The sequence below is a fragment of the Sulfitobacter litoralis genome (assembly GCF_900103185.1).
In the GTDB taxonomy this organism is placed as follows: Bacteria; Pseudomonadota; Alphaproteobacteria; order Rhodobacterales; family Rhodobacteraceae; genus Sulfitobacter; species Sulfitobacter litoralis.
This window is the reverse complement of the sequence record NZ_FNJD01000014.1, coordinates 54,496-76,316: the sequence shown is the minus strand read 5'-3', so window position 1 is coordinate 76,316 and position 21,821 is coordinate 54,496. Positions and strand designations below refer to the sequence as shown.

Genomic DNA, 21,821 nt, shown 5'->3' with positions numbered 1-21,821 from the left:
GGTGTGGCGACCGACCAAAGCCCAACGACCGGAGCACTGCATGAAACAGGTTCAAGATTACATCCGTACCATTGTCGATTTCCCTCACGAAGGAATCATGTTTCGCGATGTGACCACGCTTTTCGCCGACCCGCGCGGGTTCCGTATGGCCATCGACCAGATGCTGCACCCCTATGCCGGTATCGACATCGACAAGGTCGTCGGGCTTGAGGCGCGCGGATTTATTCTGGGCGGCGCAATTGCGCACCAGCTGTCGGTAGGGTTCGTACCGATCCGCAAAAAGGGCAAGCTGCCCGGTCGCACCATCTCACAGGATTATAAGCTCGAATACGGCGAGGCGATTGTCGAATTGCACGACGACGCGATCAAACCCGGTGAGAAGGTTCTGGTCGTCGATGATCTGCTAGCCACTGGCGGCACCGCCGAGGCGGGGATCAAGCTAATCCAGCGTTTGGGCGGCGAGATCGTATCCTGTGCCTTTATCATCGACCTGCCAGAACTTGGCGGGCGCAAGCGGCTGGAAGCGATGGGGATGGAGGTCAACGCGCTCTGCGCGTTTGACGGCGCGTAAGCCGCGCCGCCGACACACTTACTCCGGCGCAGGGAACATCGCGCCGGGATTCATGATCCCCTTGGGGTCCAAGGCTGCCTTGATCGCGTGCAGCGCCGACAGCTTCGCGGGATCGCTATAGCGTTCGAGGTCTTTGACCTTGAGCCGCCCGATGCCGTGTTCCGCGCTGATAGAACCGCCCAATTCATGCACCAGATCGTGGATCGCCGCCTTGATCGCGCCACGGTCGTCCAGATGGTCCTCGCGGCTGCGCCCCTGCACGGGGAAAACATTATAGTGCAGGTTGCCGTCGCCCACATGACCGAAACAGTTGATCCTGAAATCCCCAAGTGCCGTGACTTTTTCGCCCGCCCGAATGATAAACTCAGGCAGCGCCCCCAAGGGGACCGAGATATCGTGGCTGGAGATCGACCCGATCTGGCGGTTGGCATGGGGCATCATCTCGCGGACGGCCCAGAAATCTTCGGACTGCTGCTGGCTTTGCGCGATCAGCCCGTCAGTGACGAGATCCGCCTCAAAGGCGGCGGCGAACAGCGTTTCAAGCGATGCCATCGGGTCCAGTTCACCGCTGAGCCCCAATTCGATCAGCACGCTCCATTCAGGGGGTGTATCGAAGGGCTGGCGCAGCTCGGGCATTTTTTCGGTCAGGAAATCCAGCCCGACGCCATTCATGATTTCAAAGGCGCTGATCATCTCGCCCAGCTGGCTGCGCGCGAGCGACAGCAGTTTCAGCGCCGCTGCCGGAGAGTTCACGACCAGCAGCGCGGTTCCCGTCTTGGCCGGACGCGGAAAGAGTTTCAGCGCCGCGGCGGTGATGACGCCAAGCGTGCCCTCGGCCCCGACCAGCAAATGACGTAAATCGTAGCCGGTGTTGTTCTTGCGCAATCGGGTCAGCCCGTTCCAGATCTGGCCATCGGGCAGCACGGCCTCAAGGCCCAGACACAGATCACGGGCGTTGCCATAGCGCAGCACGCCGGTACCGCCTGCGTTTGTCGCCAGATTGCCCCCGATGCGGGCAGAACCCTGGGCCGCGAGCGTCAAGGGAAATAGGCGGTCGGCGGTTTCGGCGGCGGCTTGCACGTCTGACAGGATCATCCCCGCTTCGGCCACCAGCACGTTCTCATCAGGGTACACCGCGCGGAGTTTATTCATGCGTTCCAGCGACAGGATCAGCGGTGCGGGGCCGGATTCGGCCACCTGCCCCCCGACCAATCCGGTGCCCCCGCCGTAGGGGATCACACCGACCCGCGCTGCATTGGCGTGACGGATCAGGGTCGCGACCTCTTCGACCGTGCGCGGCAGCGCCAGTACTGCGGATTTCCCCGCATAGAGCCCACGTGGTTCTTCCAGATAGCGCGGTTCGACCTCGCGGAACACGTCGGGCGACAGATCGGCACGCAACGCGGCCTCGAATGCGGGATCGGCGGGGTTCAATGTCATGGCCTATTGATCGCGCCAAGCGGGGCGGGATGCAAGCGGCTTTGGCGGGTACCGGTTAATGCAGGATCGGCGGCTTGGACGGATCAGATCCGGGAGCCTCCATCCGTGGGGTTTTCTCCAGCGGGTCCATCTGCGGCAGATCAAAGCGCAGTCCGACCTTTGACAGTTTTTCGACCGTCGGATCAGACGGCGCAAAGAATCCCACGTCCATTGCCCCTGCATCGATCCCCGAAAACGTCAGCGCCTCGGATGCCGCACGCACAAGCGCATCTTGGGCCCGCGGGATTGCGCCGACAAAGCCTAGCAGATGCCCGCGCCCGCCGCCGGTATATTCGACCCCGACCAACCAAGCCCCTGCGGCCATGCCCGTGGCGGTCGCCAGCTTGGCATCAATCGCGGCGATCAGCGTTTCGGGCAGGCCGGTCGGCGGTAGGACGCGGTCAATGCGGGCCTCGACCTCTCCGGCTTCGTGGGCGAGCGTTTCGCGCAGCCATGCCACCGCGCTGTCGGGCAACAGGATCGCCGACGGGGCCACATCAAGGTTGACCGCCATGCCAAGCGGTTGCCCCTCCAGCATACCTGCTATCGCACGCCCCGACAGCGCCACATAGGGTGCGGGCTCTCCCACATAGGCTGCCAGGCGTTCAATTCGGTCAAAGACCAGCACATAGGCATCATCCAGCAGAACGGGGCTGATCTGATCGGCGTCCGGTTCATCTTCGAGCAGCAGGAACAGCTCCACATCGGCCATGCGTTCATAGAACCGCAGGCGGGCGGCGTCATCGCTTTCATCGGCCATCATGGCGGCATGGGCGATGTCCAGCGGAGTCGCGTCAGTCATCCAGTACATTCCTTACAGCAGCGCGGAGCCGGGGAAGCACCTCTTCCTCGAACCACGGATTTTTCTTGAGCCAACCGGTATTGCGCCACGACGGATGAGGCAAGGCAAAGACGCCCTCTGGGTGGTTTTGCCAATTGGCGACGGCACGGGTGACAGTGGTGAACTCGGGCAAGTGATACCGCATGGCATAGGCCCCGATCAACACGGTCAACCGCACATCGGGCACAGTGTCCAGTGCCCCTGCCCGCCATGTTTTCGCACAGATCGGCGGGGGCGGCAGGTCGCTGCCTTTGGCATCATAGCCCGGAAAGCAGAATGCCATGGGGATGATCGCCACACGGCTGCGGTCATAAAACGTCGCCTCGTCCACGCCCAGCCAGTCGCGCAGGCGTTTACCAGAGGCATCCCAGAACGGCGTGTTCGCCTCGTGAACCCGCAACCCCGGTGCCTGCGAGGCAATCAGCAGCCGCGCCCCCGGCTGAAACCACACGACCGGATTAGGCCGATGCGCCGTCGCCGTCGCGGCAAAGCGGTCGGCGCACAGGGTACATTGGCTAAGTTCCGGGCGGATATCTGTCATGTGCCTAGACCTAAGGGTCGGGGTGCCGGTTTCAACCGGGGCATGGCTCGGGCGTTGACTGCTTCGTGTTGCCGCTGGCCTGCCCTTGCGGCGTGCCCTATGCTTTGGCTCCTTGTAAATACGGTCTCATCTACGACATAATATAGTCAAAATAGTGGGCTAGACACCGCACAAGCCTCGGGAAACAGGGCGCGACAGACCCGCAACAGCACCAATCGGAGCAGGCATGCTGGAATTTGACAACGTATCCAAGTCCTTTTGGACTGGCACGCAACACAAGGTCATTCTGGACCATGTGTCGTTTCGTGTGGATTTGGGTCATTCCCTTGGCATCCTCGCCCCCAATGGCACCGGTAAGACGACCCTTATCAATATGATGGCGGGGCTTGAAAAACCGGACGAAGGCGAAATCAGACGGGGCTGCAACATCAGCTTTCCATTGGGGTTTATGGGCGGCGTCATCAACAAGATCTCTGCCATGGAAAACGCCCGCTATATTGCGCGGCTCTATGGGCTAGACCCTGATTACGTCGAAAGTTTTTGCCGCTGGCTGTGCGGTTTGGGTGAATATTTTGACCAGCCGGTCGGGACATATTCCGCCGGGATGAAATCACGGTTTTCCTTTTCACTGCTGCTTGCGCTTGATTTCGACATCTATTTGATCGACGAAGGCATGCCGAGCACCACAGACGTTGAGTTCAACCGCAAGGCGGGCGAAATTCTGCAAGAGCGCCTGCAAACGACCACGATCATCATCGTGTCGCACCAAGCCGAGACGTTGGAACAATTCGCGCGGTCCGCTGCTGTACTACTTGGCGGAAAGCTTCATATCTTCGACACCTTGGAAGAGGCCAAACAGCTTTATGACTACGAAACCCAAGGCTAGAAAATTCCGCATCAAACGCGCGGCCCCTGCGGCAACCCCGCAGGGCACCGACACGGCTAAGCCCAAGGCGGCTTCGGCTACGTCTTCCGACGTTCCGCCTGTCGCAGGCGAAGCGCAGGAAAACGCATCACAAGCTGCCCAAAGAACCCAAGCCACGACACCTTCGCCCGCGTCTGCGCCCCCGCGTTCCACCCCGTCGCCGGCTCCGCGCAGCGGAGAGGTTGCTTCGGCGGATGAAGTCAGCGGCGAGCAGGACATTGACGCGATCCGTCGCGAAGGGCTGACCGGCCGCCAGTTGCGGATGGCACGGCGCGTGGCCCAGAAACACGGGCTTGCGCCAACCTCGGATTTTGATGCGGTACGTCTCTTGCGCGATCAGGGTATTGATCCGTTCCAACGTTCCAACATGCTGGAGCTCGTCGTCCCGCAAGATCAGAAATCCACGGGTACGGCCCTGTCCAAGAACCGAATTCAACTGCCGCAAACGATACCTACAGGCGGGCGTAATGTGCCCTCCACCGACGTTAAGCCGATGGAACGTCGGATGCGCGAAATCTCGGATATCCAGCGCGACATCACCAAACGTCGTCGCCGCAAGATGGCGCTTTTGGCGGTGCGGCTGGCGTTTTTCGTCGGACTTCCCACGGTGATGGGAGGCTATTATTTCTATAAAATCGCCACCCCGATGTATGCGACCGACAGCCAGTTCCTGATCATTCAGAACGAGGGCACCGGCGGGCTTGGCCCGCTTGGCGGGCTGCTGCCGACGCAATTTGCCAACTCTGCCGATAGTATCGCGACGCAAAGTTACCTGCAGTCCAAAGACGCTATGCTGCGCTTGGACCGCGACGTTGGCTTTATGAAGCATTTCTCTAATCCCGAGATTGACCCGATCCAGCGGATGAACCCGGATGCGTCAAACGAAGAGGCGTATAAATTCTACAAGGACAACGTCAAAATCGGCTACGATCCCACCGAAGGGATGATCCGGATGGAGGTCATCGCCGCCGATCCGGAAGTTGCCACTGACTTCTCTCAGCACCTGCTCGACTATGCCGAGGAACGCGTGAACGCCCTGTCGCAGCAAAAGCGCGAGGACGGTATGCGCGACGCGCGCGAGGCTTATGAACAGACTGTCGCCAAACGCCGCGAGGCGCAGGAGGCGCTAATCAAGCTGCAAGTTGAAAATGGCGTCGATCCGCAGGCTGTTATTGCGTCGATCCGCGGGCAGATCACCAACTACGAAACACTGCTGTTGGAAAAGGAACTCGAACTTGCTGCCCTGCTCGACAACCCGCGCCCCAACCGTGCCAAGGTGGACGGTGCCCAAGGCGACGTGCGCCGCCTTAGCGCACAGCTGGACAAGCTGAACGACCGCATGAACAGCGCCACAGAGGGTACGAACTCTCTTGCGCAGCAGGCCGTTAGCTTGCAACTGGCGCAGGCCGATTTGGCCGCCGCAGATGCAGCACTTCAGGCATCGCTCACACAGATGGAACAGGCCCGTACCGAAGCCAGCCGTCAGGTGCGCTATCTGACCGTCGCGGTGCGCCCTGTCGCATCGCAATCCGCCACATATCCGCGCAAGTTCGAGAACACGATTTTGACATTTCTGATCTTTGCGGGCATCTACCTCATGCTATCGCTGACCTCCTCTATTCTGAAAGAACAGGTAACAAAATGACCCAAGTCACCGTTGGAAATGTCGTTATCGGGAATGATCGCCCGCTGACGGTGATCGCAGGCCCTTGCCAGTTGGAAAGCGAAACACACGCCCAGATGATCGCCGGCCAGATGAAAGAGGCCTGCGACGCGGTCGGCGCGCAGTTCGTGTTCAAGGCCAGCTATGACAAGGCCAACCGCACCTCGCTTGGCGGTAAACGTGGGCTTGGCATCGACGAAGGTCTGGCCGTGTTGCAGTCTGTGGGCAAGTCGATCGGCGTGCCGGTTCTAACGGATGTTCACACCGAGGCCCAATGTGCCATCGCTGCCGAAGCCGTGGACATCCTGCAAATCCCCGCCTTCCTGTGCCGCCAAACCGATATGCTGCTGGCCGCTGGCAATACGGGCAAGGTCGTCAATGTTAAGAAAGGCCAGTTTCTGGCCCCGTGGGACATGCCCAATGTCGTTGCCAAGATCGAATCCACCGGCAACAAGCGCATCTTGCTCACAGAACGCGGCACCTCTTTTGGGTACAACACGCTGGTCGCCGACATGCGCAGCCTGCCGCAGATGGCGCAGACCGGATACCCTGTCGTGATGGACGCGACGCATTCGGTCCAGCAACCCGGCGGGCAAGGCGGTTCAAGCGGCGGACAACGCGAATTTGCGCCGGTCATGGCACGCGCTGCTGTAGCGATTGGTGTAGGTGCGGTGTTCATTGAAACCCACGAAGACCCTGACAATGCACCGTCGGACGGGCCCAACATGATCTATCTGGACCAGATGCCAGCCCTTATCGCATCGCTGATGAAGTTCGACGCGCTGGCCAAGGAATACCCCCTAACCTTCTAAGGGGGCAACCTGCCAATACTCAGACTTTCGCGGCGTTTCCGAATGCCGCGATCAGCCCCGCGTCCTTGACACCCGGCGCGCTTTCCACACCGGAAGACACATCGACTTGCCTTGCGCCGGTCATACGCGCCGCCTCTATCACGTTGTCGGGCGTCAAGCCACCTGCCAGCATCCACGGCTTATCCCATGTGCGGTCGGCAACCAGACGCCAGTCAAAGGCCAGCCCATTGCCACCGGGCAATGCCGCCCCTTTGGGTGGTTTAGCATCAATCAGGATCTGGTCCGCTACAGCCATATAGACATCGATCTGCGGCAGGTCATCTGCATCCGCGACCCCTACAGCTTTCATCACCGGCAGCCCATAGCGGACCTTGACCTCGGCGACACGCTCGGGCGTTTCCTGGCCGTGTAGCTGCAGCATATCAAGGGGCACAGCGGCAGTCAGCGCGTCCAGAAAGGCGTCATCCGCATTGACCGTCAACGCGACCTTACACAGCCCCATCGGCACCTCTACAGCCAGTTCAGCGGCTTGTTCGATCGTGACGTGGCGCGGGGATTTTTCGAAAAAGACGAACCCGACATAGCGCGCGCCAGCGGCAGCCGCCGCGGCAATATCCTGCGTGCTGCGTAAGCCGCAGAATTTCACATGCAAATTTTGGGTCATCGAATGGTTCCTGCGCTAAGGGGCATAGGCCCGCTTAGCTTGCTTGATCCAGCAACGCCAGAACCTCGTCTTGGTCCTGATACTTCTCGCCCTTCAACCGTGCGACTTCACGCTCCAACCGGCGCATTTCGCGGGCCTGACGGGCGGCTTCAGCACGTTGGCCGTATTCACGGATCCATTCCCAGACAAAACCAACAAGAAGGCCGGCGATGATGCTGCCCAGAATAACAATGAACAGCGGCACCTGGATTTCAGGGTTCATTGCGAACCAGCCCGAAACCTCGGTCGGCAGCAATTTCAGCGACACCATAGACCGGTTGGCCAAGGCGACCGCGATCAGTGCAATGGCGAAGACTGCGATGCAGAGGTAGCGAACATAGCGCATTAGGAATTCCCGTTTAAACGATCTCTAAGCAGTTTACCGGTCTTGAAGAACGGCACGTGCTTTTCTTCTACATGAACCGTTTCCCCAGTACGAGGGTTCCGTCCCACGCGCGCGTCACGTTTTTTGACCGAAAAAGCACCAAAGCCGCGCAGCTCGACACGGTCCCCGGCGGCCATCGCGCCGGTGATCTCTTCAAAGATAGTATTCACGATCCGCTCAACGTCGCGCTGATAGAGATGGGGATTGTCATCGGCAATCTTCTGGATCAGTTCTGACCGGATCATTTAACGTCCTCCGAGGTGCGCAATTTATGTCTTAACTAGAGGGGACTATAGCAAACCAAACGCGTTCGTGAAGTCATCCAAATTTCTATTATCGTGATTAAACGGCGGGAAGTCGCTGTTTTGCAGTCATTTTTTGGCCATAATTCACACCGGCACCCGGAATGGCGCGGCCAGCCGCCCTCACCCGCTCCATTGCACCCCCTTGCGATTCGGAACGAAAAAGGGCCCCGCAGTCTGCACTGCGAGGCCCTAAATTGTGTGCGATAAGCGCTAAGGCTTATTCGTCGCCCTTCAGAGCGGCGCCGAGGATATCACCCAAGGACGCGCCGGAGTCAGAGGAGCCATACTGCTCGACTGCTTCTTTCTCTTCTGCGATTTCGCGTGCTTTGATCGAGACGCCCAGACGGTGCGCTTTCGCGTCCACGTTGGTGATGCGTACGTCGACCTTGTCACCAACCGAGAAACGCTCGGGGCGCTGTTCGGCACGGTCACGCGACAGATCGGAGCGACGGATGAAGGCTTTCATACCTTCGTATTCGACTTCGATGCCACCCTCTTCGATGGAGGTCACGGACACAGTCACAACGGAACCGCGCTTCACGCCGCCCACTGCTTCTGCGAACTTGTCGCCGCCCACACCTTTGATCGACAGGCTGATGCGTTCTTTTTCAACGTCGACTTCGGAAACAACGGCCTGAACCGTGTCACCTTTACGGTAGTCTTGGATCGCTTCTTCGCCGCGCTGGTCCCAGCTCAGGTCGGACAGGTGAACCATACCGTCGATGTCGCCTGGCAGGCCAACAAACAGACCGAATTCGGTGATGTTTTTGACTTCGCCTTCGACTTCGGTGCCTTCTGGGTGTGTTTCAGCGAACACTTCCCATGGGTTGCGCATGGTCTGTTTCAGACCAAGGGAAACGCGACGCTTGGCGCCATCGATTTCCAGAACCATGACTTCGACTTCTTGGCTGGTGGAAACGATCTTGCCGGGGTGTACGTTCTTTTTGGTCCAAGACATTTCGGACACGTGAACCAGACCTTCAACGCCTGGCTCCAGCTCAACAAATGCACCGTAATCGGTGATGTTGGTGACGCGGCCAGTGTGCGTGGATTCCAGCGGGTACTTGGCTTGAACCAGATCCCATGGATCTTCTTGCAGCTGTTTCATACCCAAGGAGATGCGGTGCGTCTCTTTGTTGATCTTGATGACCTGAACCTTGATGGTTTCGCCGATCGCCAGAATCTCGGATGGGTGGTTCACACGACGCCATGCCATGTCTGTGACGTGCAGCAAGCCGTCAACGCCGCCCAGATCAACGAACGCACCGTATTCGGTGATGTTCTTGACCACACCGTCAACTTCCTGACCTTCGGTCAGGTTGCCAATCACTTCGGCACGCTGTTCGGCACGGGATTCTTCAAGGATTGCACGACGCGATACAACGATGTTGCCACGACGGCGGTCCATTTTCAGAACTTGGAATGGCTGCTTCAGACCCATCAGAGGGCCGGCATCGCGCACGGGGCGCACGTCAACTTGGGAACCCGGAAGGAAGGCAACAGCGCCGCCCAGATCAACGGTAAAGCCACCTTTAACACGGCCAAAGATCGCGCCTTCAACGCGCTCTTCTGCGGCATAGGCTTTCTCAAGACGGTCCCAAGCTTCTTCACGACGCGCCATCTCACGGGAGATAACAGCTTCGCCGCGCGAGTTTTCAACCTGACGCAGGAACACTTCGACTTCGTCGCCGACTTCCACTTTCGGAGCTTCGCCAGGCTCGGCAAATTCTTTCAACTCGACGCGGCCTTCCATCTTGTAGCCGACGTCGATAATGGCTTGGCCCGCTTCGATCGCGATAACCTTGCCTTTGACAACTGAGCCCTCTGCGGGCGTGTCCATTTCAAAGCTTTCTTCCAAAAGTGCTTCGAAGTCTTCCATTGAGTTCATAGCCATGTAGCTTGATTTTCCTTTAGCATTTGGTTTCTGGCCGCGCGGTTGTCTCCGCCGGTCTGTGGTTAAAGTTGTCATCCACGATGGGATTCGATCCGCAAAACAAAGAGGGCCGGATGAAACCGACCCTGCCTGATATACTGCGCCCGAAACGTGTATCCGCCCCTTAGACAGTCGCGCGTATAGCCCCGCTTTTCAGCAAACGCAAGGGCTGGCACCCTTTATAGCCTGCGTATGCGAGGGTCTGATATACGAAAGGGCAGACCACAGCCTGCCCTTTCGTCATTGGTCATGCGCCGTGACGCTTAGGCTTCGGTCGGGCCGCCCGCGTCTTTCCAGCCGGGGAAACCACCGATGTTGGTAACATTACTAAAGCCCATGTCGTGTAGGGTCTTGCCCGACAACGCGGCTTGGCCACCCGCCCCGCAAATCAGATAGATTTCAGCGTCTTTTTTGAAGATCGGGTTATACATCTCTTCTTTGTTCGCATCGGCGCGGAATTCGATCATACCGCGCGGCACGCGGTGTGCGCCCTGGATTGTGCCGCTTTTGGCGATATCACCAGAGTCGCGCACATCAATAAAGACGCCTTCGCCCTTGGCGTGTTTCGCAATCGCATCCTTGGCGTCCATCTTGGGGACAACTTCATTGGCAGCGTCGAGATAATCTTGAGCGGTCTTCATAATCAGCACCTCTTGTTTATTCCTGTCGTACCGAGCCTAGCGCCAAGCACGTCTTGGACCAACGTTAAACGGCACCATTCGTTCCCATATGCTCAAACACCCAGCCGTGCTGCCACCAGTGCGACTGCGCGGGCCACGGCTGTTTCGATATCCATGGTCGAGGTGTCCATCAGTTCCGCATCCGCGGCGGGCTTTAAGGGTGCCTCGGCGCGGGTGCTGTCGCGCGCGTCGCGCGCCTGAACATCGGCCAAAACCCCTTCGAGTGTGACCTCTGCCCCCTTGGCGCTCAGCTCGGCAAAGCGACGCTGCGCGCGCACCTCTGGTGTGGCGGTTATGAACAGCTTTACCGGTGCATCGGGGCAGATCACGGTGCCGATATCACGCCCGTCCAGAACCGCGCCCCCTGCTCGCATGGCAAAGCTGCGCTGGAAATCGACCAAGGCCGCACGCACGGCGGGAATCGCAGCCGCGAGGCTCGCGGCCTCTGCTACGGCATTGGTGCGCAGCTGGTCGTCTTCGAGGTCATCGGCCTGCAAAGTCAGCGCGGCTTCTTCGGCGGTCATGCCGTCCAGCACCTTGGCCCCGACGGCACGGTACAGCAGGCCGGTATCCAGATGCGCAAAGCCGAAATGAGCAGCAACAGCGCGCCCTACGGTGCCCTTGCCCGCTGCAGCTGGCCCGTCAATCGCAACGGTAAATCCCAACATTATGCTTCCCCCTGTGTCACATTCGCGCCAAGACGTTTCATCAGCGGCTCGAAAATCGGGAAGGACGTAGTGATGGGTGCCCCGTCATCCACACTGACGGGCGACGTCGCGGCCATGCCAAGGATCATGAAAGACATCGCAATCCGGTGGTCCAGCTGGCTGGCACAGGTCGCACCGCCAGGCACATTCCCATGCCCCCTTCCAGTGACCGCCCACCAATCAGGGCCCTCGTCCACTTCGATCCCGTTGGCGCGCAGCCCCTTGGCCATCGCATCGATCCGGTCGCTTTCCTTGACGCGCAGCTCTTTGACGCCGCGCATCATCGTTTGGCCCAGCGCAAAGGAGGCGACGACAGACAGCACCGGATATTCGTCGATCATCGACGCTGCGCGGGCTGGTGGCACCTCAATGCCTTTCAGATCGGGCGAAAACCTTGCCCGCAGGTCCGCGACAGGCTCGCCGCCCTCGGTCCGCTCATTCTCATAGGTCAGGTCGGCACCCATCTCGCGCAGCGTGGTGAACAGCCCTGCCCGTGTCGGGTTCAACCCGATGCCGGGCACAAGCACATCCGACCCCGGCACAATCAACGCGGCACAGACCGGAAACGCAGCCGAGGACGGATCGCGCGGGACATCGACATGCTGCGCTTGCAGTTCTGGCTGGCCGGTCAGAGTGATCACACGGCCCTCGTCGGTGTCTTCGACTGTGATTTCAGCGCCAAAGCCCGCCAACATCCGTTCCGTATGGTCGCGCGTGGCCTCGGCCTCGATCACGACAGTCTTGCCAGGGGCGTTCAGGCCGGCCAGCAACACGGCAGATTTCACCTGCGCCGACGGGACCGGCACGGTGTAGCGTACGGGCACCGGGTCAGCGGCCCCCACGATGGTCATCGGCAAACGCCCGCCTTTGCGGCCCACGGCTTGCGTGCCAAACAGCGCCAGCGGGTCGGTGACCCGCGCCATGGGGCGACCGTTCAGGCTGGCGTCGCCGGTAAATGTCGCGCTGATCGGGGATGTTGCCATCGACCCCATGATCAACCGTACCCCCGTGCCGGAGTTGCCGCAGTCGATCACCCCGTCGGGTTCAGCAAAACCGCCAACGCCGACGCCGCGCACGGACCAGTTGCCGCCGCCCATATTGGTCACTTCAGCGCCAAAGGCCTGCATCGCCTTGGCTGTATCCAGCACGTCATCGCCTTCAAGCAGACCGCTGATGGTGGTTTCGCCGATGCACATCGCGCCCAAAATAAGGGAACGGTGCGAGATCGACTTGTCGCCGGGCACCTCGGCCACGCCGGACAGCGGGCCGCAAGCGGTAGAGGTCATCGGGACGGGCGTGGCGTGGCTGGACATGGAGAACCCTCAAAAAAAATTCCTGAAAGTCCGTCTTAAACCAGCGATCCTGTCCCGTCCATCGCCCGCGTCAGTCCAGCCTGCCTGCCGCTCAGATCTTGCGGAATGTCAGGTAATGCGGCACGCGCCCTTCGCGCAGCGCTTTTTGTTCGTAGCGGGTGGAAATCCAATCGCCCCACGGTTCTTTCCAGTCGCCGGGGCGTTCGGCCAGCCATTCGAACCCGTGGCGTGGTACCTGTTCAAGCGTCTGGCGCACATAGTCCTCGATATCCGTCGCGACACGGAAAATCGCACCGGGCTTGAGCACCTTCACCAGCGGTTCAAGGTGTTCAGGCGTCACAAAGCGGCGCCGGTGATGGCGGGTCTTGGGCCAAGGATCGGGATAGAGCAGAAAAGCGCGGTCAATCGACGCCTCGGGCAGCACGTCAAAGATATCGCGCGCATCGCCGGGGTGGATCGCCACATTGTCGACCCCCGCGCGGCGGATCTTGCCCAACAGCATCGCGACCCCGTTGATATAGGGTTCGCAGCCGATGATACCCACATCGGGGTTTTGAGCGGCCTGATGCACCATATGTTCACCACCGCCAAAGCCGATCTCGAGCCAGACAGGTTTGCCATCAAACAAAGTCGGCAGATCCAGCGGTGTGCGATCCGGGTTCGCATCCCAATCGACGGGACCGGGGGACAGCGCCTCTAGGTCCTCTTCGATATAGCCTTTCTGGCTTTGCTTAAGCGATTTGCCTTTAAGGCGACCGTAGAAATTGCGGCGGGGGCGTTCAGGATGTGTCATGGCGCTGGCTTTAGCCTGCGAGGGGGACGGGCGCAACATTTCGCGTGATCCCCCGACGCAAAAGCCTGCCTTGCTGACGGTTTTGAGATGAGCCCGACACCGATCAAAGGGTTCCTGACCAAGGGCATCAGCCATTTCCCTATCGGCAAGCGCCGCGTCTTAGGGGCGTGGTGCCCAATTTCCACACGGCCCGCCAAAGCAAAAGGGCAGCCCACGGGCCGCCCTTTCGTGTCCAATACCGCGACGGCTTACAGTGCGGCTTTCAGTGCATCGACCAGATCGGTCTTTTCCCAGCTGAACCCACCATCCGCTTCGGGCGCGCGGCCAAAGTGGCCATAGGCAGCTGTGCGTTCATAGATCGGCTTGTTCAGCTCCAGATGCTCGCGGATGCCCCGTGGGGTCAGGTCGATGATCTGGCGGATCGCTTTTTCAATCGCGGCATCCGACACATCGGCGTCGCCGCCATAGGTGTCGCAATAGATCGACAAGGGCTTTGATACGCCGATCGCATAGCTCAGCTGGATCGTGCATTTCTCTGCCAGACCCGCGGCCACGACGTTCTTCGCCAGATAGCGCGCGACATAGGCAGCAGAGCGGTCAACCTTTGTCGGGTCTTTGCCCGAGAACGCGCCGCCCCCGTGCGGTGCCGCACCGCCATAGGTATCGACGATGATCTTACGACCGGTCAGGCCGGCATCACCGTCAGGACCGCCAATCACGAATGTCCCCGTCGGGTTCACCCACCATTCGGTGTCCGGTGTGATCCAGCCTTCGGGCAGGACATGGGTGATATAGGGTTCGACAATATCGCGGATGTCGGCGCTGGTCTGGCCCGCGTCAGCGTGCTGCGTCGACAGCACGATAGAGGACACGCCAACAGGTTTGCCATCTTCATAGCGCACGGAAAGCTGGCTTTTCGCATCAGGGCGCAGCGTTGGCTCGGTACCGTCTTTGCGCACCTCGGCCAGACGGCGCAGGATCGCATGAGCATAGTGGATAGGCGCCGGCATCAGCTCTGGCGTTTCAGTGGTGGCGAAACCGAACATGATGCCCTGATCGCCCGCGCCTTCTTCCTTGTCACCTGACGCGTCCACACCCTGCGCAATATGCGCCGACTGGGGGTGCAGCAGGTTGGTGATCTCGCAGGTGGCGTGGTGGAATTCGTCCTGCTCGTACCCGATATCCTTGATGCACGCACGGGCGATGCCGTCGATCTTGCCAAGGTATTCGTCCAATTTGGACTTGTCTGACAGGCCCACTTCGCCGCCGATGATCACCCGATTGGTTGTGGCAAAAGTCTCGGCTGCCACCCGCGCTTCGGGCTCTTCGGTGAGAAAGGCGTCAAGTACTGCGTCGGAAATCCGGTCGCAGACCTTATCCGGGTGGCCCTCGGAAACGGATTCCGAAGTGAACGTATAATTCTTGCGGGACATTTAGTGCTCCAATAGGTTTCATAGCCACGTCAGGAAGCCGTTGTGGCCGATTAGCGGGGCTTAGCTATGCCGGCCCCTGTGGTCAAACTTTAAGTTGCGTCGATTGCGCAGGATAACAAGGGCAAATCCGGCCAAAGTGATGAAAAGAAAAGGCCATTCGCCCCACCTGCTATAGGGTGTCGCAGGGCTTGGGGCAGGCAAACGCGCATCCAGAAATCCGGCTTGGTTCAAAGCCAGGCTTTTCGTGATGCGGCCCCAAGGGTCAATCATCGCCGACACACCGGTATTGGCGACGCGCGCCATGGGCAGGCCCTGCTCTATCGCGCGCATCCGCGCTTGGGCCAAGTGCTGCAACGGCCCCTGCCCCTTGCCAAACCACGCATCATTTGTGAGCTGCATCAGAAACGCCGGACGCGCCGGTGCCGCGTTGACGTCGCGGGCGAACACGGCCTCGTAGCAGATCAAAGGCAGCGCGGCACCCATATCCCCCAGGTCCATCAGCTCTGCTCCCGGACCGGAGGAAAAGCCGCTGCCAAACTGTGCCGCCATGCCGCGCAGTCCGATACGACCCAGAATGTCGCCAAAGGGGATATATTCGCCAAACGGCACCAGATGGTGTTTGTCATAGGTCTGCACGACCTCTGCATCGGGGCCAAGCAGCACAGCCGAGTTGAAATAGGCCATGTCGTCGCGCCGCTGCACCCCCAGCACAACGGGCGTACCGGCGGCGGCTTCGCTGATATAGGTCAACGCGCCATGGGCGAGATCCAGCGGCCACGCGATGGCGGTTTCAGACCACAGGATCAGATCAGGGGCCGCGTCCCCCTGCGCCGGAGGAGCGCTGGTCAGCGCGAGCTGACGATCAAAGAATTCCGGTATTTTGCCGGGATCCCACTTATCTTTCTGCGCCGCGTTGGGCTGCACCATGCGGATCATATGCTGGGTCAAAACGACATCTGGACCGCCGAAGGGGACGGTCAAAGCCAGCACAGTGCATACGCGTGCGCCCCAGACAGCAGCCTGACACAGCACGGATCCACGGGCGCGCTGCACCACGGCCACGGCAAGCGCGACAACCGCAAGTGTCATCCCGTAGGGGCCAATCAATGACAGACCCTGCCCCGGCCAATGGTTGACCAAAGACTGCGAGAACATACCCCAAGGGAAGCCAGTAAACAGGTACCCGCGCACCATTTCTGCCGCGGGCAGCACGAAGATCAGCGGCCAGACCTGCGCGGACAGCCTGCGCGCGCCATAGAAGGCCGCGGCCCAGAACAGCGCCAAGCCGCCGGTCAGCCCGACGACGGCAAACGGGGCCATCCAAGCGTAGCGTTCGGGATCAACCATGAAAGGCGACACCAGCCATGACCAGCCGTGGATAAAATACCCAAAGCCAAAACCCCAGCCGATCGCCGCCGCTTGGCGCGACGTCGCAACGCTGCGATAGATCAGCAGCACCGCCGCGAGGGCGGCCAGCAAAACCAGCGGCAAATCATAAGGGGCCTGCCCGAAGGCCGCGACAACGCCGGCAAGCACCGCTGCCCCAAACCGCATCCAAGCGGCACTGCGCAGTGTCATCAGTGAGATCCGGCCATACGCACACGCAACCGCTTGATCCGGCGGGGATCCGCATCGATGACCTCGAATTCGGGGCCGTCGGGGTGCACAACCACTTCGCCGCGCGCCGGTACCCGACCCGACAGCATAAATACCAGCCCGCCAAGCGTATCGATTTCCTCTTCATCCACATCGTCGTGGTCGGTCAACGAGCGCCCGATCTCTGCCTCGAAATCATCCAGCGGCGTTTTGGCCAGCGCAAGGTAGCAGCCCGGTTTTTCAACGGTCCAGTATTTTCCTTCGTCGACGTCATGTTCATCTTCGATCTCGCCGATCACCTGTTCGATGAGGTCTTCGATCGTGACCAACCCGTCGACGCCGCCATATTCGTCTATCACCAACGCCATATGACGCCGTTCTGCCTGCATCTTGGTCAGCAGCACGCCGATGGTCATTGACGGCGGCACGAACAGCAAGGGACGCAGCATTGCAGTAAGATCAAACTCGGCAGATCTGCCGTTAAATCCGTGCGTCAGTGCCAGATCCTTGAGGTGGGCCATACCAACGGGCGTATCGAGCGTCCCGTCGTAAACCGGCAACCGCGTTAGACCGCTTTCCTTAAACACGCCCACCAATTCATCCAGCGTCGAGCCGACGGGTATCGCGGTGATATCCGCCTTGGGCACCGCAACGTCCTCGACCCGCATCCGACGCAGGTTCATCATGCCGCGGGTGGAAAGCCGGTCGGTCTGCGCCGCGGTCATTTCTTCTTCTTCCTCGGGGTCTGACGCGCTGAGTGCACCCATGACCCGCGAAAAGAAACCACCGGATTTGGGGGAGTCTTCGGTTTCTTCAGCCTCGGAGGCCGGTTTTATGTCTTCCAACTGCGCGCTCTGCGCCGCCTCAGATGATCCGTCTGTATCGCCCATCGGGTCCTGTCTTTATGTGTTTAGGCAGGCGGTTGCGCTGCGTCGTGTCTATATGGGTCATCCAACCCTAATTTACCAAGTATTTCTACCTCTAACCGTTCCATCAGGGCCGCATCCCCGTCCCGTTCGTGGTCATAGCCCAACAGATGGAGCACGCCGTGAACAATCAAATGGGTCACATGATCAACCATCGGCTTGCCTGCGGCCTCTGCCTCGGCGTGGCAGGTATCATATGAAATCGCGATATCGCCGAGTTCCAGCATTTTGTCGAACCCCGGCGTGACCGGCAGCGGTATCTCGCCATCCTGCGCGGCACCGCGTTCTTCCGCGGGCCAGCTCAGTACATTGGTTGGCGTAGGCTTGTCGCGGAAATCAGCATTCAGCGTCGCGATATGCGCGTCGTCACAGGCCAGCACAGTGACCTCGGCGACGCTGGCTTCCAGCGACAGATGCGCCAGCGTGGTCGATATCACACGCGGGCACAGCGCCTCTAGGTCCAGATCGGCCCAACGCGGGTCTTCCTCGATCATATCCAGCGACTGCATCAGCGCCCCACCGGGGGCCAGCCCCCGGCCCCCCGGAGTTTATTTGGCAAAATGAAGCAGCCAAACATTACGCGTGGCCTGTATCGGCTTCGTAAGCTTCGATGATCGCGGCAACCAGCGGGTGACGTACTACGTCTTTGGACGTGAAGTAATTAAAGCTTATCTTGGGGATCGTCTTGAGCAGCCGTTCCGCGTCTTGCAGCCCCGACGGCACGCCGCGTGGCAAGTCGATCTGGGTCCGGTCGCCTGTAATCACCATACGCGACCCTTCGCCTAAACGGGTCAAGAACATCTTCATCTGCATAGAGGTCGCGTTCTGCGCCTCGTCCAATACAACAAAAGCGTTGGACAAGGTCCGCCCGCGCATGAAGGCCAGCGGTGCGATCTCGATCTTTTTCTCTTCGATCAGCTTGGCCAGCTGTTTGCCGGGCAAGAAGTCGTTGAGCGCATCATAGAGCGGCTGCATGTAGGGATCGACCTTGTCCTTCATATCGCCGGGCAGATAACCCAGCTTCTCGCCCGCCTCGACCGCGGGGCGCGACAAGATAATGCGATCAACATGGCCGCCAATGAACATCGAGACGCCGACAGCCACGGCCAGATATGTTTTGCCCGTACCGGCAGGCCCGATGCCAAAGGCCAGTTCATTGTCAAACAGCGATTGCACATAGGCCTTTTGTGCAGCGGTGCGCGGTTCGACACGTTTCTTGCGGGTCTGGATTTCGACGCCGCCAAGATTGGGCATCTCGATCTGGTCGCCCGGACGCACGCCTGTCCCTGCCGCGGAATCACCCATGCGCAACAGGCTGGTGACATCCGCAGGTTCGACACTGCGCCCGCCTTCAAGCCGAGCATAAAGCCCGTTCAGCACCGCCACGGCACGCGTCGCCGCGTCATCATCGCCAATCACTGACAGCTGGTTGCCCCGGCGCACAATCTGCACCTCGAGCGCCGTTTCTACGGCGGTCAGATTGGCGTCATAGGGGCCGCACAGGTCGATCAGCAGCCGGTTATCCGGAAATTCAAGCTGCTGCGCGTGAGAGGCAGGAGATGTCATTGTATCACTAGATGGCAAAGCGTTTTCCTAATTGGAGATGTCTTTGGATTAATATGGGACATGTTTTCAAACTGTGTACCCCTTGGCACCGACAAAAAAGGGCCGGAGCGTAAAACGCGCCGGCCCGATCCTATGTGCAGGAGTGGTCGCAAGATCAGTTGGGATCTCGGACGCGCGAGCCGCCTTTGAAGTCGCCCGCCGTATAGGTGGGCTGGGCCACGCCAGAGCAGACCGGCTTGCCGTATTTGTCCAAGCGTTGGCTTAGGTAGCCTTCGACGCCATCGTCGATGATCCAGTGGTCGCAGCCATTGGGGTCGACCCAGATACCGGCCTGAAGCTGGCTCAGGTGCTTTTTGTCGAAACCGCGGTCAACGGATTTATCGGCGGGGTAGCCCCGGCCTTCGTAGTCAGCGCAAGCACCCAGTGTCAGGGCGCAGGCGGTGACCATCATAATCTTAGCTTTCATCACGTTACTGTCCCCTTAGCGAATGCAGATGATTTCGACGCGGCGGTTCTTAGCCATACCGCCCGATGTGCCGTTGGACGCTGCTGGCATCCGCTCGCCGTAGCCGCGAACATCCGCGATGCGGGCCCCCGACTGCTGTGCAATACTAGCGACAGCATTGGCACGGTTCAGCGACAGCTTCATGTTATAGGCATCCGACGCACGGCTGTCGGTGTGACCGCTGACGATATAGGACACAGCACCTGTCGACTTGAAGAATTCGGCCAGACGTGCGCGGCCTTGCGGGTGCACGCGGTAGCTGTCAGTCTTGAAAAACTGATCCGTGTTCATTACGCCGCAGACGTTCCCCCGGCGGCAGACCGGAATACCCTGACGTGTGACATGCGGCGTCATGTAGCCTTCGGCACCGTCATCCATAACCCAGTGTTCGCACCCGTCGGGATCAACCCAGATCGTTGGAATATACTGGCCCTTGTCGCGGCCCTGTTGAGATCTTGTTTGTGCATCGGCAGCAGATGCCTGAAGCACGAATGTCGCGGCGATCATGGTGCCCGCAAACAGCCGTAGCCCCTTGGAAATTGTATTGAACACAGCCCTCGTCCTTTTCTTCTGTCCCCCAGTCGGAAAACCCAAAGATACCCCAGGCACCATGGTCGTCCGCTATATGTGGTAAGATTAGGAGGTAAACGAGGCTCTGTGAAGCGCGAATGCGGCCATATTTACTATATTACTGCCACACTTACGCCATTTACCCGCGATTGCAGCCGTTTTGGTCTACAATCAAAGCGGGCAAAGCGCGGCATGCGAGACTTAAATTTGTCGTGCGGTCAGTGAATTGGTTTTGGCATCAACGATTCTGACACGCACAACATCACCAACTTCGGCCTGCGCGTCGTCAATATGCACGGAATGGAGGTATTCTGATTTGCCCACCATCTGCCCTGCCTCGCGGCCGGTTTTTTCCACCAGTACAGACAGGTCTCGGCCGACCATGCTGTTCTGGATCTCGCGCTGTTGGCCGGTGATAAGACCTTGTAGACGTTGCAGCCGCTCATCGGCCACGGCGGCCTCCACCTGTGGGCGTTCGGCGGCGGGCGTGCCGGGGCGGGTCGAGTATTTGAACGAATAGGCATAGCCGTATTTGACCTCGCGCACGAGTTCCATCGTGGCCTCGAAATCCGCGTCGGTTTCTTCAGGGAAGCCAACGATGAAATCACCCGACATCACGATATCGGGGCGTGCGGCGCGGATGCGTTCGATCAGCCGCAGATAGCTTTCGGCGGTGTGGCTGCGGTTCATCCGCTTGAGGATACGGTCCGAGCCGGATTGCACGGGCAGGTGCAGATAGGGCATCAGCTTGTCGATCTCGCCATGTGCCGCGATCAGCGCGTCGTCCATGTCGTTGGGGTGGCTGGTGGTATAGCGGATCCGCTCCAGCCCGTCGATCTTGGCCAGCTCCTTGATCAGACGGGCGAGCGTGTAATCCGCGCCCTCTGCGCCCACGCCGTGATAGGCGTTGACGTTCTGACCCAGCAAAGTGACTTCGCGCACGCCGCGTTCTACCAGTTCGCGCGCTTCGGTCAGCACACGGGTTGCAGGGCGCGAGACTTCGGCACCACGGGTATAGGGCACCACGCAGAAGGCGCAAAACTTGTCGCACCCTTCTTGCACGGTCAGAAATGCAGACGGTGCACGTTTCGCTTTGCCGCGGCCCTTGAGCTTTTCGAATTTGTCTTCTTCGGGGAAATCCGTATCTAGCGCGGTCTTGCCGGACCGCACGCGGGCCTCCATCGCGGGGAGCCGGTGATAGGATTGCGGCCCCACGACCAGATCAACAGCCGGTTGACGGCGCATGATCTCTGCCCCTTCGGCCTGCGCCACGCAACCGGCCACCCCGATCTTTAGATCGGGGTTCAGCTCTTTCAGTGGCTTCAGACGGCCCAGCTCGGAATAGACTTTTTCGGCCGCTTTTTCACGAATGTGACAGGTGTTCAGCAGGATCATATCCGCATCGGCTGCGGTCTTTGTCTCGACGTAAGTATCGCCCAGAGACTCGGCCATACGTTCACTATCGTAGACGTTCATCTGGCAGCCGTAGGTCTTGATGAACAGCTTTTTTGGCGCGGTCATGGCAGGGTCCGTTGATCAAAGGTGCAAAAGCGCGGTCTAACAGCGCCAGCGTT

The 21,821-nt window shown here is 59.7% G+C and carries 23 protein-coding genes and 1 riboswitch; of the genes, 4 read left to right on the top strand and 19 right to left on the bottom strand.

The annotated features are described in order from the left end of the window. The first annotated feature begins 40 nt into the window (after positions 1–40). Complete coding sequence (locus BLQ98_RS12120) at positions 41–571, top strand: adenine phosphoribosyltransferase (protein WP_093733578.1); 531 nt, start codon at positions 41–43, stop codon at positions 569–571. Between the two features lie 18 nt (positions 572–589). Here BLQ98_RS12120 and BLQ98_RS12115 read toward each other — a convergent pair whose 3' ends face one another. The 3 genes from BLQ98_RS12115 to BLQ98_RS12105 are packed head-to-tail and all read right to left on the bottom strand — an operon-like array spanning position 590 to position 3,432. Continuing rightward, positions 590–2,011: an FAD-binding oxidoreductase gene (locus BLQ98_RS12115; protein WP_093733577.1), complete on the bottom strand. Its 1,422-nt coding sequence runs from the start codon at positions 2,009–2,011 to the stop codon at positions 590–592. Between the two features lie 55 nt (positions 2,012–2,066). After that, entirely contained in the window at positions 2,067–2,852 is a 786-nt protein-coding gene (locus tag BLQ98_RS12110) for an SseB family protein (RefSeq protein ID WP_093733576.1), read from the bottom strand. Then, positions 2,845–3,432 (bottom strand): uracil-DNA glycosylase family protein, encoded by a 588-nt coding sequence (locus tag BLQ98_RS12105; RefSeq protein WP_093733575.1) that lies wholly within the window; start codon positions 3,430–3,432, stop codon positions 2,845–2,847. The genes BLQ98_RS12110 and BLQ98_RS12105 overlap by 8 nt, the downstream gene beginning before the upstream one ends. Positions 3,433–3,658: 226 nt before the next feature. Between BLQ98_RS12105 and BLQ98_RS12100 the strand changes: the two genes are divergently transcribed. The 3 genes from BLQ98_RS12100 to kdsA are packed head-to-tail and all read left to right on the top strand — an operon-like array spanning position 3,659 to position 6,832. Then, complete coding sequence (locus BLQ98_RS12100) at positions 3,659–4,318, top strand: ABC transporter ATP-binding protein (RefSeq protein WP_093733574.1); 660 nt, start codon at positions 3,659–3,661, stop codon at positions 4,316–4,318. Continuing rightward, a complete protein-coding gene (locus BLQ98_RS12095; RefSeq protein ID WP_093733573.1) occupies positions 4,296–6,002 on the top strand; it encodes a KpsE/RkpR family capsule polysaccharide export protein in 1,707 nt (568 codons plus the stop codon). The genes BLQ98_RS12100 and BLQ98_RS12095 overlap by 23 nt, the downstream gene beginning before the upstream one ends. Then, positions 5,999–6,832 (top strand): 3-deoxy-8-phosphooctulonate synthase, encoded by an 834-nt coding sequence (gene kdsA, locus BLQ98_RS12090; RefSeq protein WP_093733572.1) that lies wholly within the window; start codon positions 5,999–6,001, stop codon positions 6,830–6,832. The genes BLQ98_RS12095 and kdsA overlap by 4 nt, the downstream gene beginning before the upstream one ends. A gap of 19 nt (positions 6,833–6,851) precedes the next feature. On the opposite strand, the gene BLQ98_RS12085 is transcribed toward kdsA, so the two are convergent. The 16 genes from BLQ98_RS12085 to miaB all read right to left on the bottom strand — a co-directional run bounded on the left by BLQ98_RS12085 (position 6,852) and on the right by miaB (position 21,768). Further along, entirely contained in the window at positions 6,852–7,496 is a 645-nt protein-coding gene (locus BLQ98_RS12085) for a phosphoribosylanthranilate isomerase (protein ID WP_093733571.1), read from the bottom strand. Between the two features lie 34 nt (positions 7,497–7,530). Beyond that, positions 7,531–7,881 carry a LapA family protein gene (locus BLQ98_RS12080; protein ID WP_093733570.1) on the bottom strand — a complete coding sequence of 117 codons (351 nt, stop codon included), beginning with the start codon at positions 7,879–7,881 and terminating at the stop codon, positions 7,531–7,533. Beyond that, positions 7,881–8,165, bottom strand: a complete 285-nt coding sequence (ihfB, locus tag BLQ98_RS12075) for an integration host factor subunit beta (protein ID WP_093733569.1) — start codon at positions 8,163–8,165, stop codon at positions 7,881–7,883. The genes BLQ98_RS12080 and ihfB overlap by 1 nt, the downstream gene beginning before the upstream one ends. Positions 8,166–8,442: 277 nt before the next feature. Then, positions 8,443–10,119 carry a 30S ribosomal protein S1 gene (rpsA, locus tag BLQ98_RS12070; RefSeq protein ID WP_237271345.1) on the bottom strand — a complete coding sequence of 559 codons (1,677 nt, stop codon included), beginning with the start codon at positions 10,117–10,119 and terminating at the stop codon, positions 8,443–8,445. A 302-nt stretch (positions 10,120–10,421) separates the two neighbouring features. After that, the gene (locus BLQ98_RS12065; protein WP_093733567.1) at positions 10,422–10,799 is read right to left on the bottom strand and encodes a rhodanese-like domain-containing protein; all 378 of its coding nucleotides are present in this window, start codon (positions 10,797–10,799) and stop codon (positions 10,422–10,424) included. A gap of 92 nt (positions 10,800–10,891) precedes the next feature. Continuing rightward, complete coding sequence (locus BLQ98_RS12060) at positions 10,892–11,506, bottom strand: (d)CMP kinase (RefSeq protein WP_093733566.1); 615 nt, start codon at positions 11,504–11,506, stop codon at positions 10,892–10,894. Continuing rightward, positions 11,506–12,858: a 3-phosphoshikimate 1-carboxyvinyltransferase gene (gene aroA, locus BLQ98_RS12055; RefSeq protein ID WP_093733565.1), complete on the bottom strand. Its 1,353-nt coding sequence runs from the start codon at positions 12,856–12,858 to the stop codon at positions 11,506–11,508. The genes BLQ98_RS12060 and aroA overlap by 1 nt, the downstream gene beginning before the upstream one ends. A gap of 91 nt (positions 12,859–12,949) precedes the next feature. Beyond that, positions 12,950–13,690: a tRNA (guanosine(46)-N7)-methyltransferase TrmB gene (trmB, locus tag BLQ98_RS12050; protein WP_167354545.1), complete on the bottom strand. Its 741-nt coding sequence runs from the start codon at positions 13,688–13,690 to the stop codon at positions 12,950–12,952. Between the two features lie 209 nt (positions 13,691–13,899). Next, positions 13,900–15,084 (bottom strand): methionine adenosyltransferase, encoded by a 1,185-nt coding sequence (metK, locus tag BLQ98_RS12045; RefSeq protein ID WP_093733563.1) that lies wholly within the window; start codon positions 15,082–15,084, stop codon positions 13,900–13,902. 4 nt (positions 15,085–15,088) lie between these two features. Next, positions 15,089–15,136, bottom strand: a riboswitch (SAM-SAH riboswitch). 8 nt (positions 15,137–15,144) lie between these two features. Beyond that, positions 15,145–16,662 carry an apolipoprotein N-acyltransferase gene (lnt, locus tag BLQ98_RS12040; RefSeq protein WP_093733562.1) on the bottom strand — a complete coding sequence of 506 codons (1,518 nt, stop codon included), beginning with the start codon at positions 16,660–16,662 and terminating at the stop codon, positions 15,145–15,147. Continuing rightward, positions 16,662–17,570: a hemolysin family protein gene (locus BLQ98_RS12035; protein ID WP_093733561.1), complete on the bottom strand. Its 909-nt coding sequence runs from the start codon at positions 17,568–17,570 to the stop codon at positions 16,662–16,664. Before BLQ98_RS12035 ends, lnt begins: the two co-directional genes overlap by 1 nt. 20 nt (positions 17,571–17,590) lie before the next feature. Beyond that, the gene (ybeY, locus tag BLQ98_RS12030; RefSeq protein ID WP_093733560.1) at positions 17,591–18,115 is read right to left on the bottom strand and encodes an rRNA maturation RNase YbeY; all 525 of its coding nucleotides are present in this window, start codon (positions 18,113–18,115) and stop codon (positions 17,591–17,593) included. A 67-nt stretch (positions 18,116–18,182) separates the two neighbouring features. Further along, positions 18,183–19,172, bottom strand: a complete 990-nt coding sequence (locus tag BLQ98_RS12025; RefSeq protein WP_093733559.1) for a PhoH family protein — start codon at positions 19,170–19,172, stop codon at positions 18,183–18,185. A gap of 154 nt (positions 19,173–19,326) precedes the next feature. Beyond that, the gene (locus tag BLQ98_RS12020; protein WP_093733558.1) at positions 19,327–19,638 is read right to left on the bottom strand and encodes a hypothetical protein; all 312 of its coding nucleotides are present in this window, start codon (positions 19,636–19,638) and stop codon (positions 19,327–19,329) included. 15 nt (positions 19,639–19,653) lie between these two features. Beyond that, entirely contained in the window at positions 19,654–20,184 is a 531-nt protein-coding gene (locus BLQ98_RS12015) for an OmpA family protein (protein ID WP_272903387.1), read from the bottom strand. Between the two features lie 264 nt (positions 20,185–20,448). Continuing rightward, on the bottom strand, positions 20,449–21,768 hold the full coding sequence (gene miaB, locus BLQ98_RS12010) for a tRNA (N6-isopentenyl adenosine(37)-C2)-methylthiotransferase MiaB (RefSeq protein WP_093733556.1): 1,320 nt from the start codon (positions 21,766–21,768) through the stop codon (positions 20,449–20,451). Positions 21,769–21,821: the final 53 nt, after the last annotated feature.

Excerpts from the sequence above, each read along its gene's own strand:
- BLQ98_RS12060 (WP_093733566.1), bottom strand. The coding sequence starts at position 11,506 with ATGTTGGGATTTACCGTTGCGATTGACGGGCCAGCTGCAGCGGGCAAG.
- BLQ98_RS12110 (WP_093733576.1), bottom strand. The coding sequence starts at position 2,852 with ATGACTGACGCGACTCCGCTGGACATCGCCCATGCCGCCATGATGGCC.
- kdsA (WP_093733572.1), top strand. The coding sequence starts at position 5,999 with ATGACCCAAGTCACCGTTGGAAATGTCGTTATCGGGAATGATCGCCCG.
- lnt (WP_093733562.1), bottom strand. The coding sequence starts at position 16,662 with ATGACACTGCGCAGTGCCGCTTGGATGCGGTTTGGGGCAGCGGTGCTT.
- BLQ98_RS12085 (WP_093733571.1), bottom strand. The coding sequence starts at position 7,496 with ATGACCCAAAATTTGCATGTGAAATTCTGCGGCTTACGCAGCACGCAG.
- metK (WP_093733563.1), bottom strand. The coding sequence starts at position 15,084 with ATGTCCCGCAAGAATTATACGTTCACTTCGGAATCCGTTTCCGAGGGC.
- BLQ98_RS12080 (WP_093733570.1), bottom strand. The coding sequence starts at position 7,881 with ATGCGCTATGTTCGCTACCTCTGCATCGCAGTCTTCGCCATTGCACTG.
- rpsA (WP_237271345.1), bottom strand. The coding sequence starts at position 10,119 with ATGGCTATGAACTCAATGGAAGACTTCGAAGCACTTTTGGAAGAAAGC.
- BLQ98_RS12095 (WP_093733573.1), top strand. The coding sequence starts at position 4,296 with ATGACTACGAAACCCAAGGCTAGAAAATTCCGCATCAAACGCGCGGCC.
- ybeY (WP_093733560.1), bottom strand. The coding sequence starts at position 18,115 with ATGCAGTCGCTGGATATGATCGAGGAAGACCCGCGTTGGGCCGATCTG.
- BLQ98_RS12115 (WP_093733577.1), bottom strand. The coding sequence starts at position 2,011 with ATGACATTGAACCCCGCCGATCCCGCATTCGAGGCCGCGTTGCGTGCC.
- BLQ98_RS12105 (WP_093733575.1), bottom strand. The coding sequence starts at position 3,432 with ATGACAGATATCCGCCCGGAACTTAGCCAATGTACCCTGTGCGCCGAC.
- BLQ98_RS12020 (WP_093733558.1), bottom strand. The coding sequence starts at position 19,638 with ATGAAAGCTAAGATTATGATGGTCACCGCCTGCGCCCTGACACTGGGT.
- BLQ98_RS12065 (WP_093733567.1), bottom strand. The coding sequence starts at position 10,799 with ATGAAGACCGCTCAAGATTATCTCGACGCTGCCAATGAAGTTGTCCCC.
- aroA (WP_093733565.1), bottom strand. The coding sequence starts at position 12,858 with ATGTCCAGCCACGCCACGCCCGTCCCGATGACCTCTACCGCTTGCGGC.
- BLQ98_RS12035 (WP_093733561.1), bottom strand. The coding sequence starts at position 17,570 with ATGGGCGATACAGACGGATCATCTGAGGCGGCGCAGAGCGCGCAGTTG.
- BLQ98_RS12025 (WP_093733559.1), bottom strand. The coding sequence starts at position 19,172 with ATGACATCTCCTGCCTCTCACGCGCAGCAGCTTGAATTTCCGGATAAC.
- trmB (WP_167354545.1), bottom strand. The coding sequence starts at position 13,690 with ATGTTGCGCCCGTCCCCCTCGCAGGCTAAAGCCAGCGCCATGACACAT.
- BLQ98_RS12120 (WP_093733578.1), top strand. The coding sequence starts at position 41 with ATGAAACAGGTTCAAGATTACATCCGTACCATTGTCGATTTCCCTCAC.
- BLQ98_RS12015 (WP_272903387.1), bottom strand. The coding sequence starts at position 20,184 with ATGATCGCCGCGACATTCGTGCTTCAGGCATCTGCTGCCGATGCACAA.
- BLQ98_RS12100 (WP_093733574.1), top strand. The coding sequence starts at position 3,659 with ATGCTGGAATTTGACAACGTATCCAAGTCCTTTTGGACTGGCACGCAA.
- miaB (WP_093733556.1), bottom strand. The coding sequence starts at position 21,768 with ATGACCGCGCCAAAAAAGCTGTTCATCAAGACCTACGGCTGCCAGATG.
- ihfB (WP_093733569.1), bottom strand. The coding sequence starts at position 8,165 with ATGATCCGGTCAGAACTGATCCAGAAGATTGCCGATGACAATCCCCAT.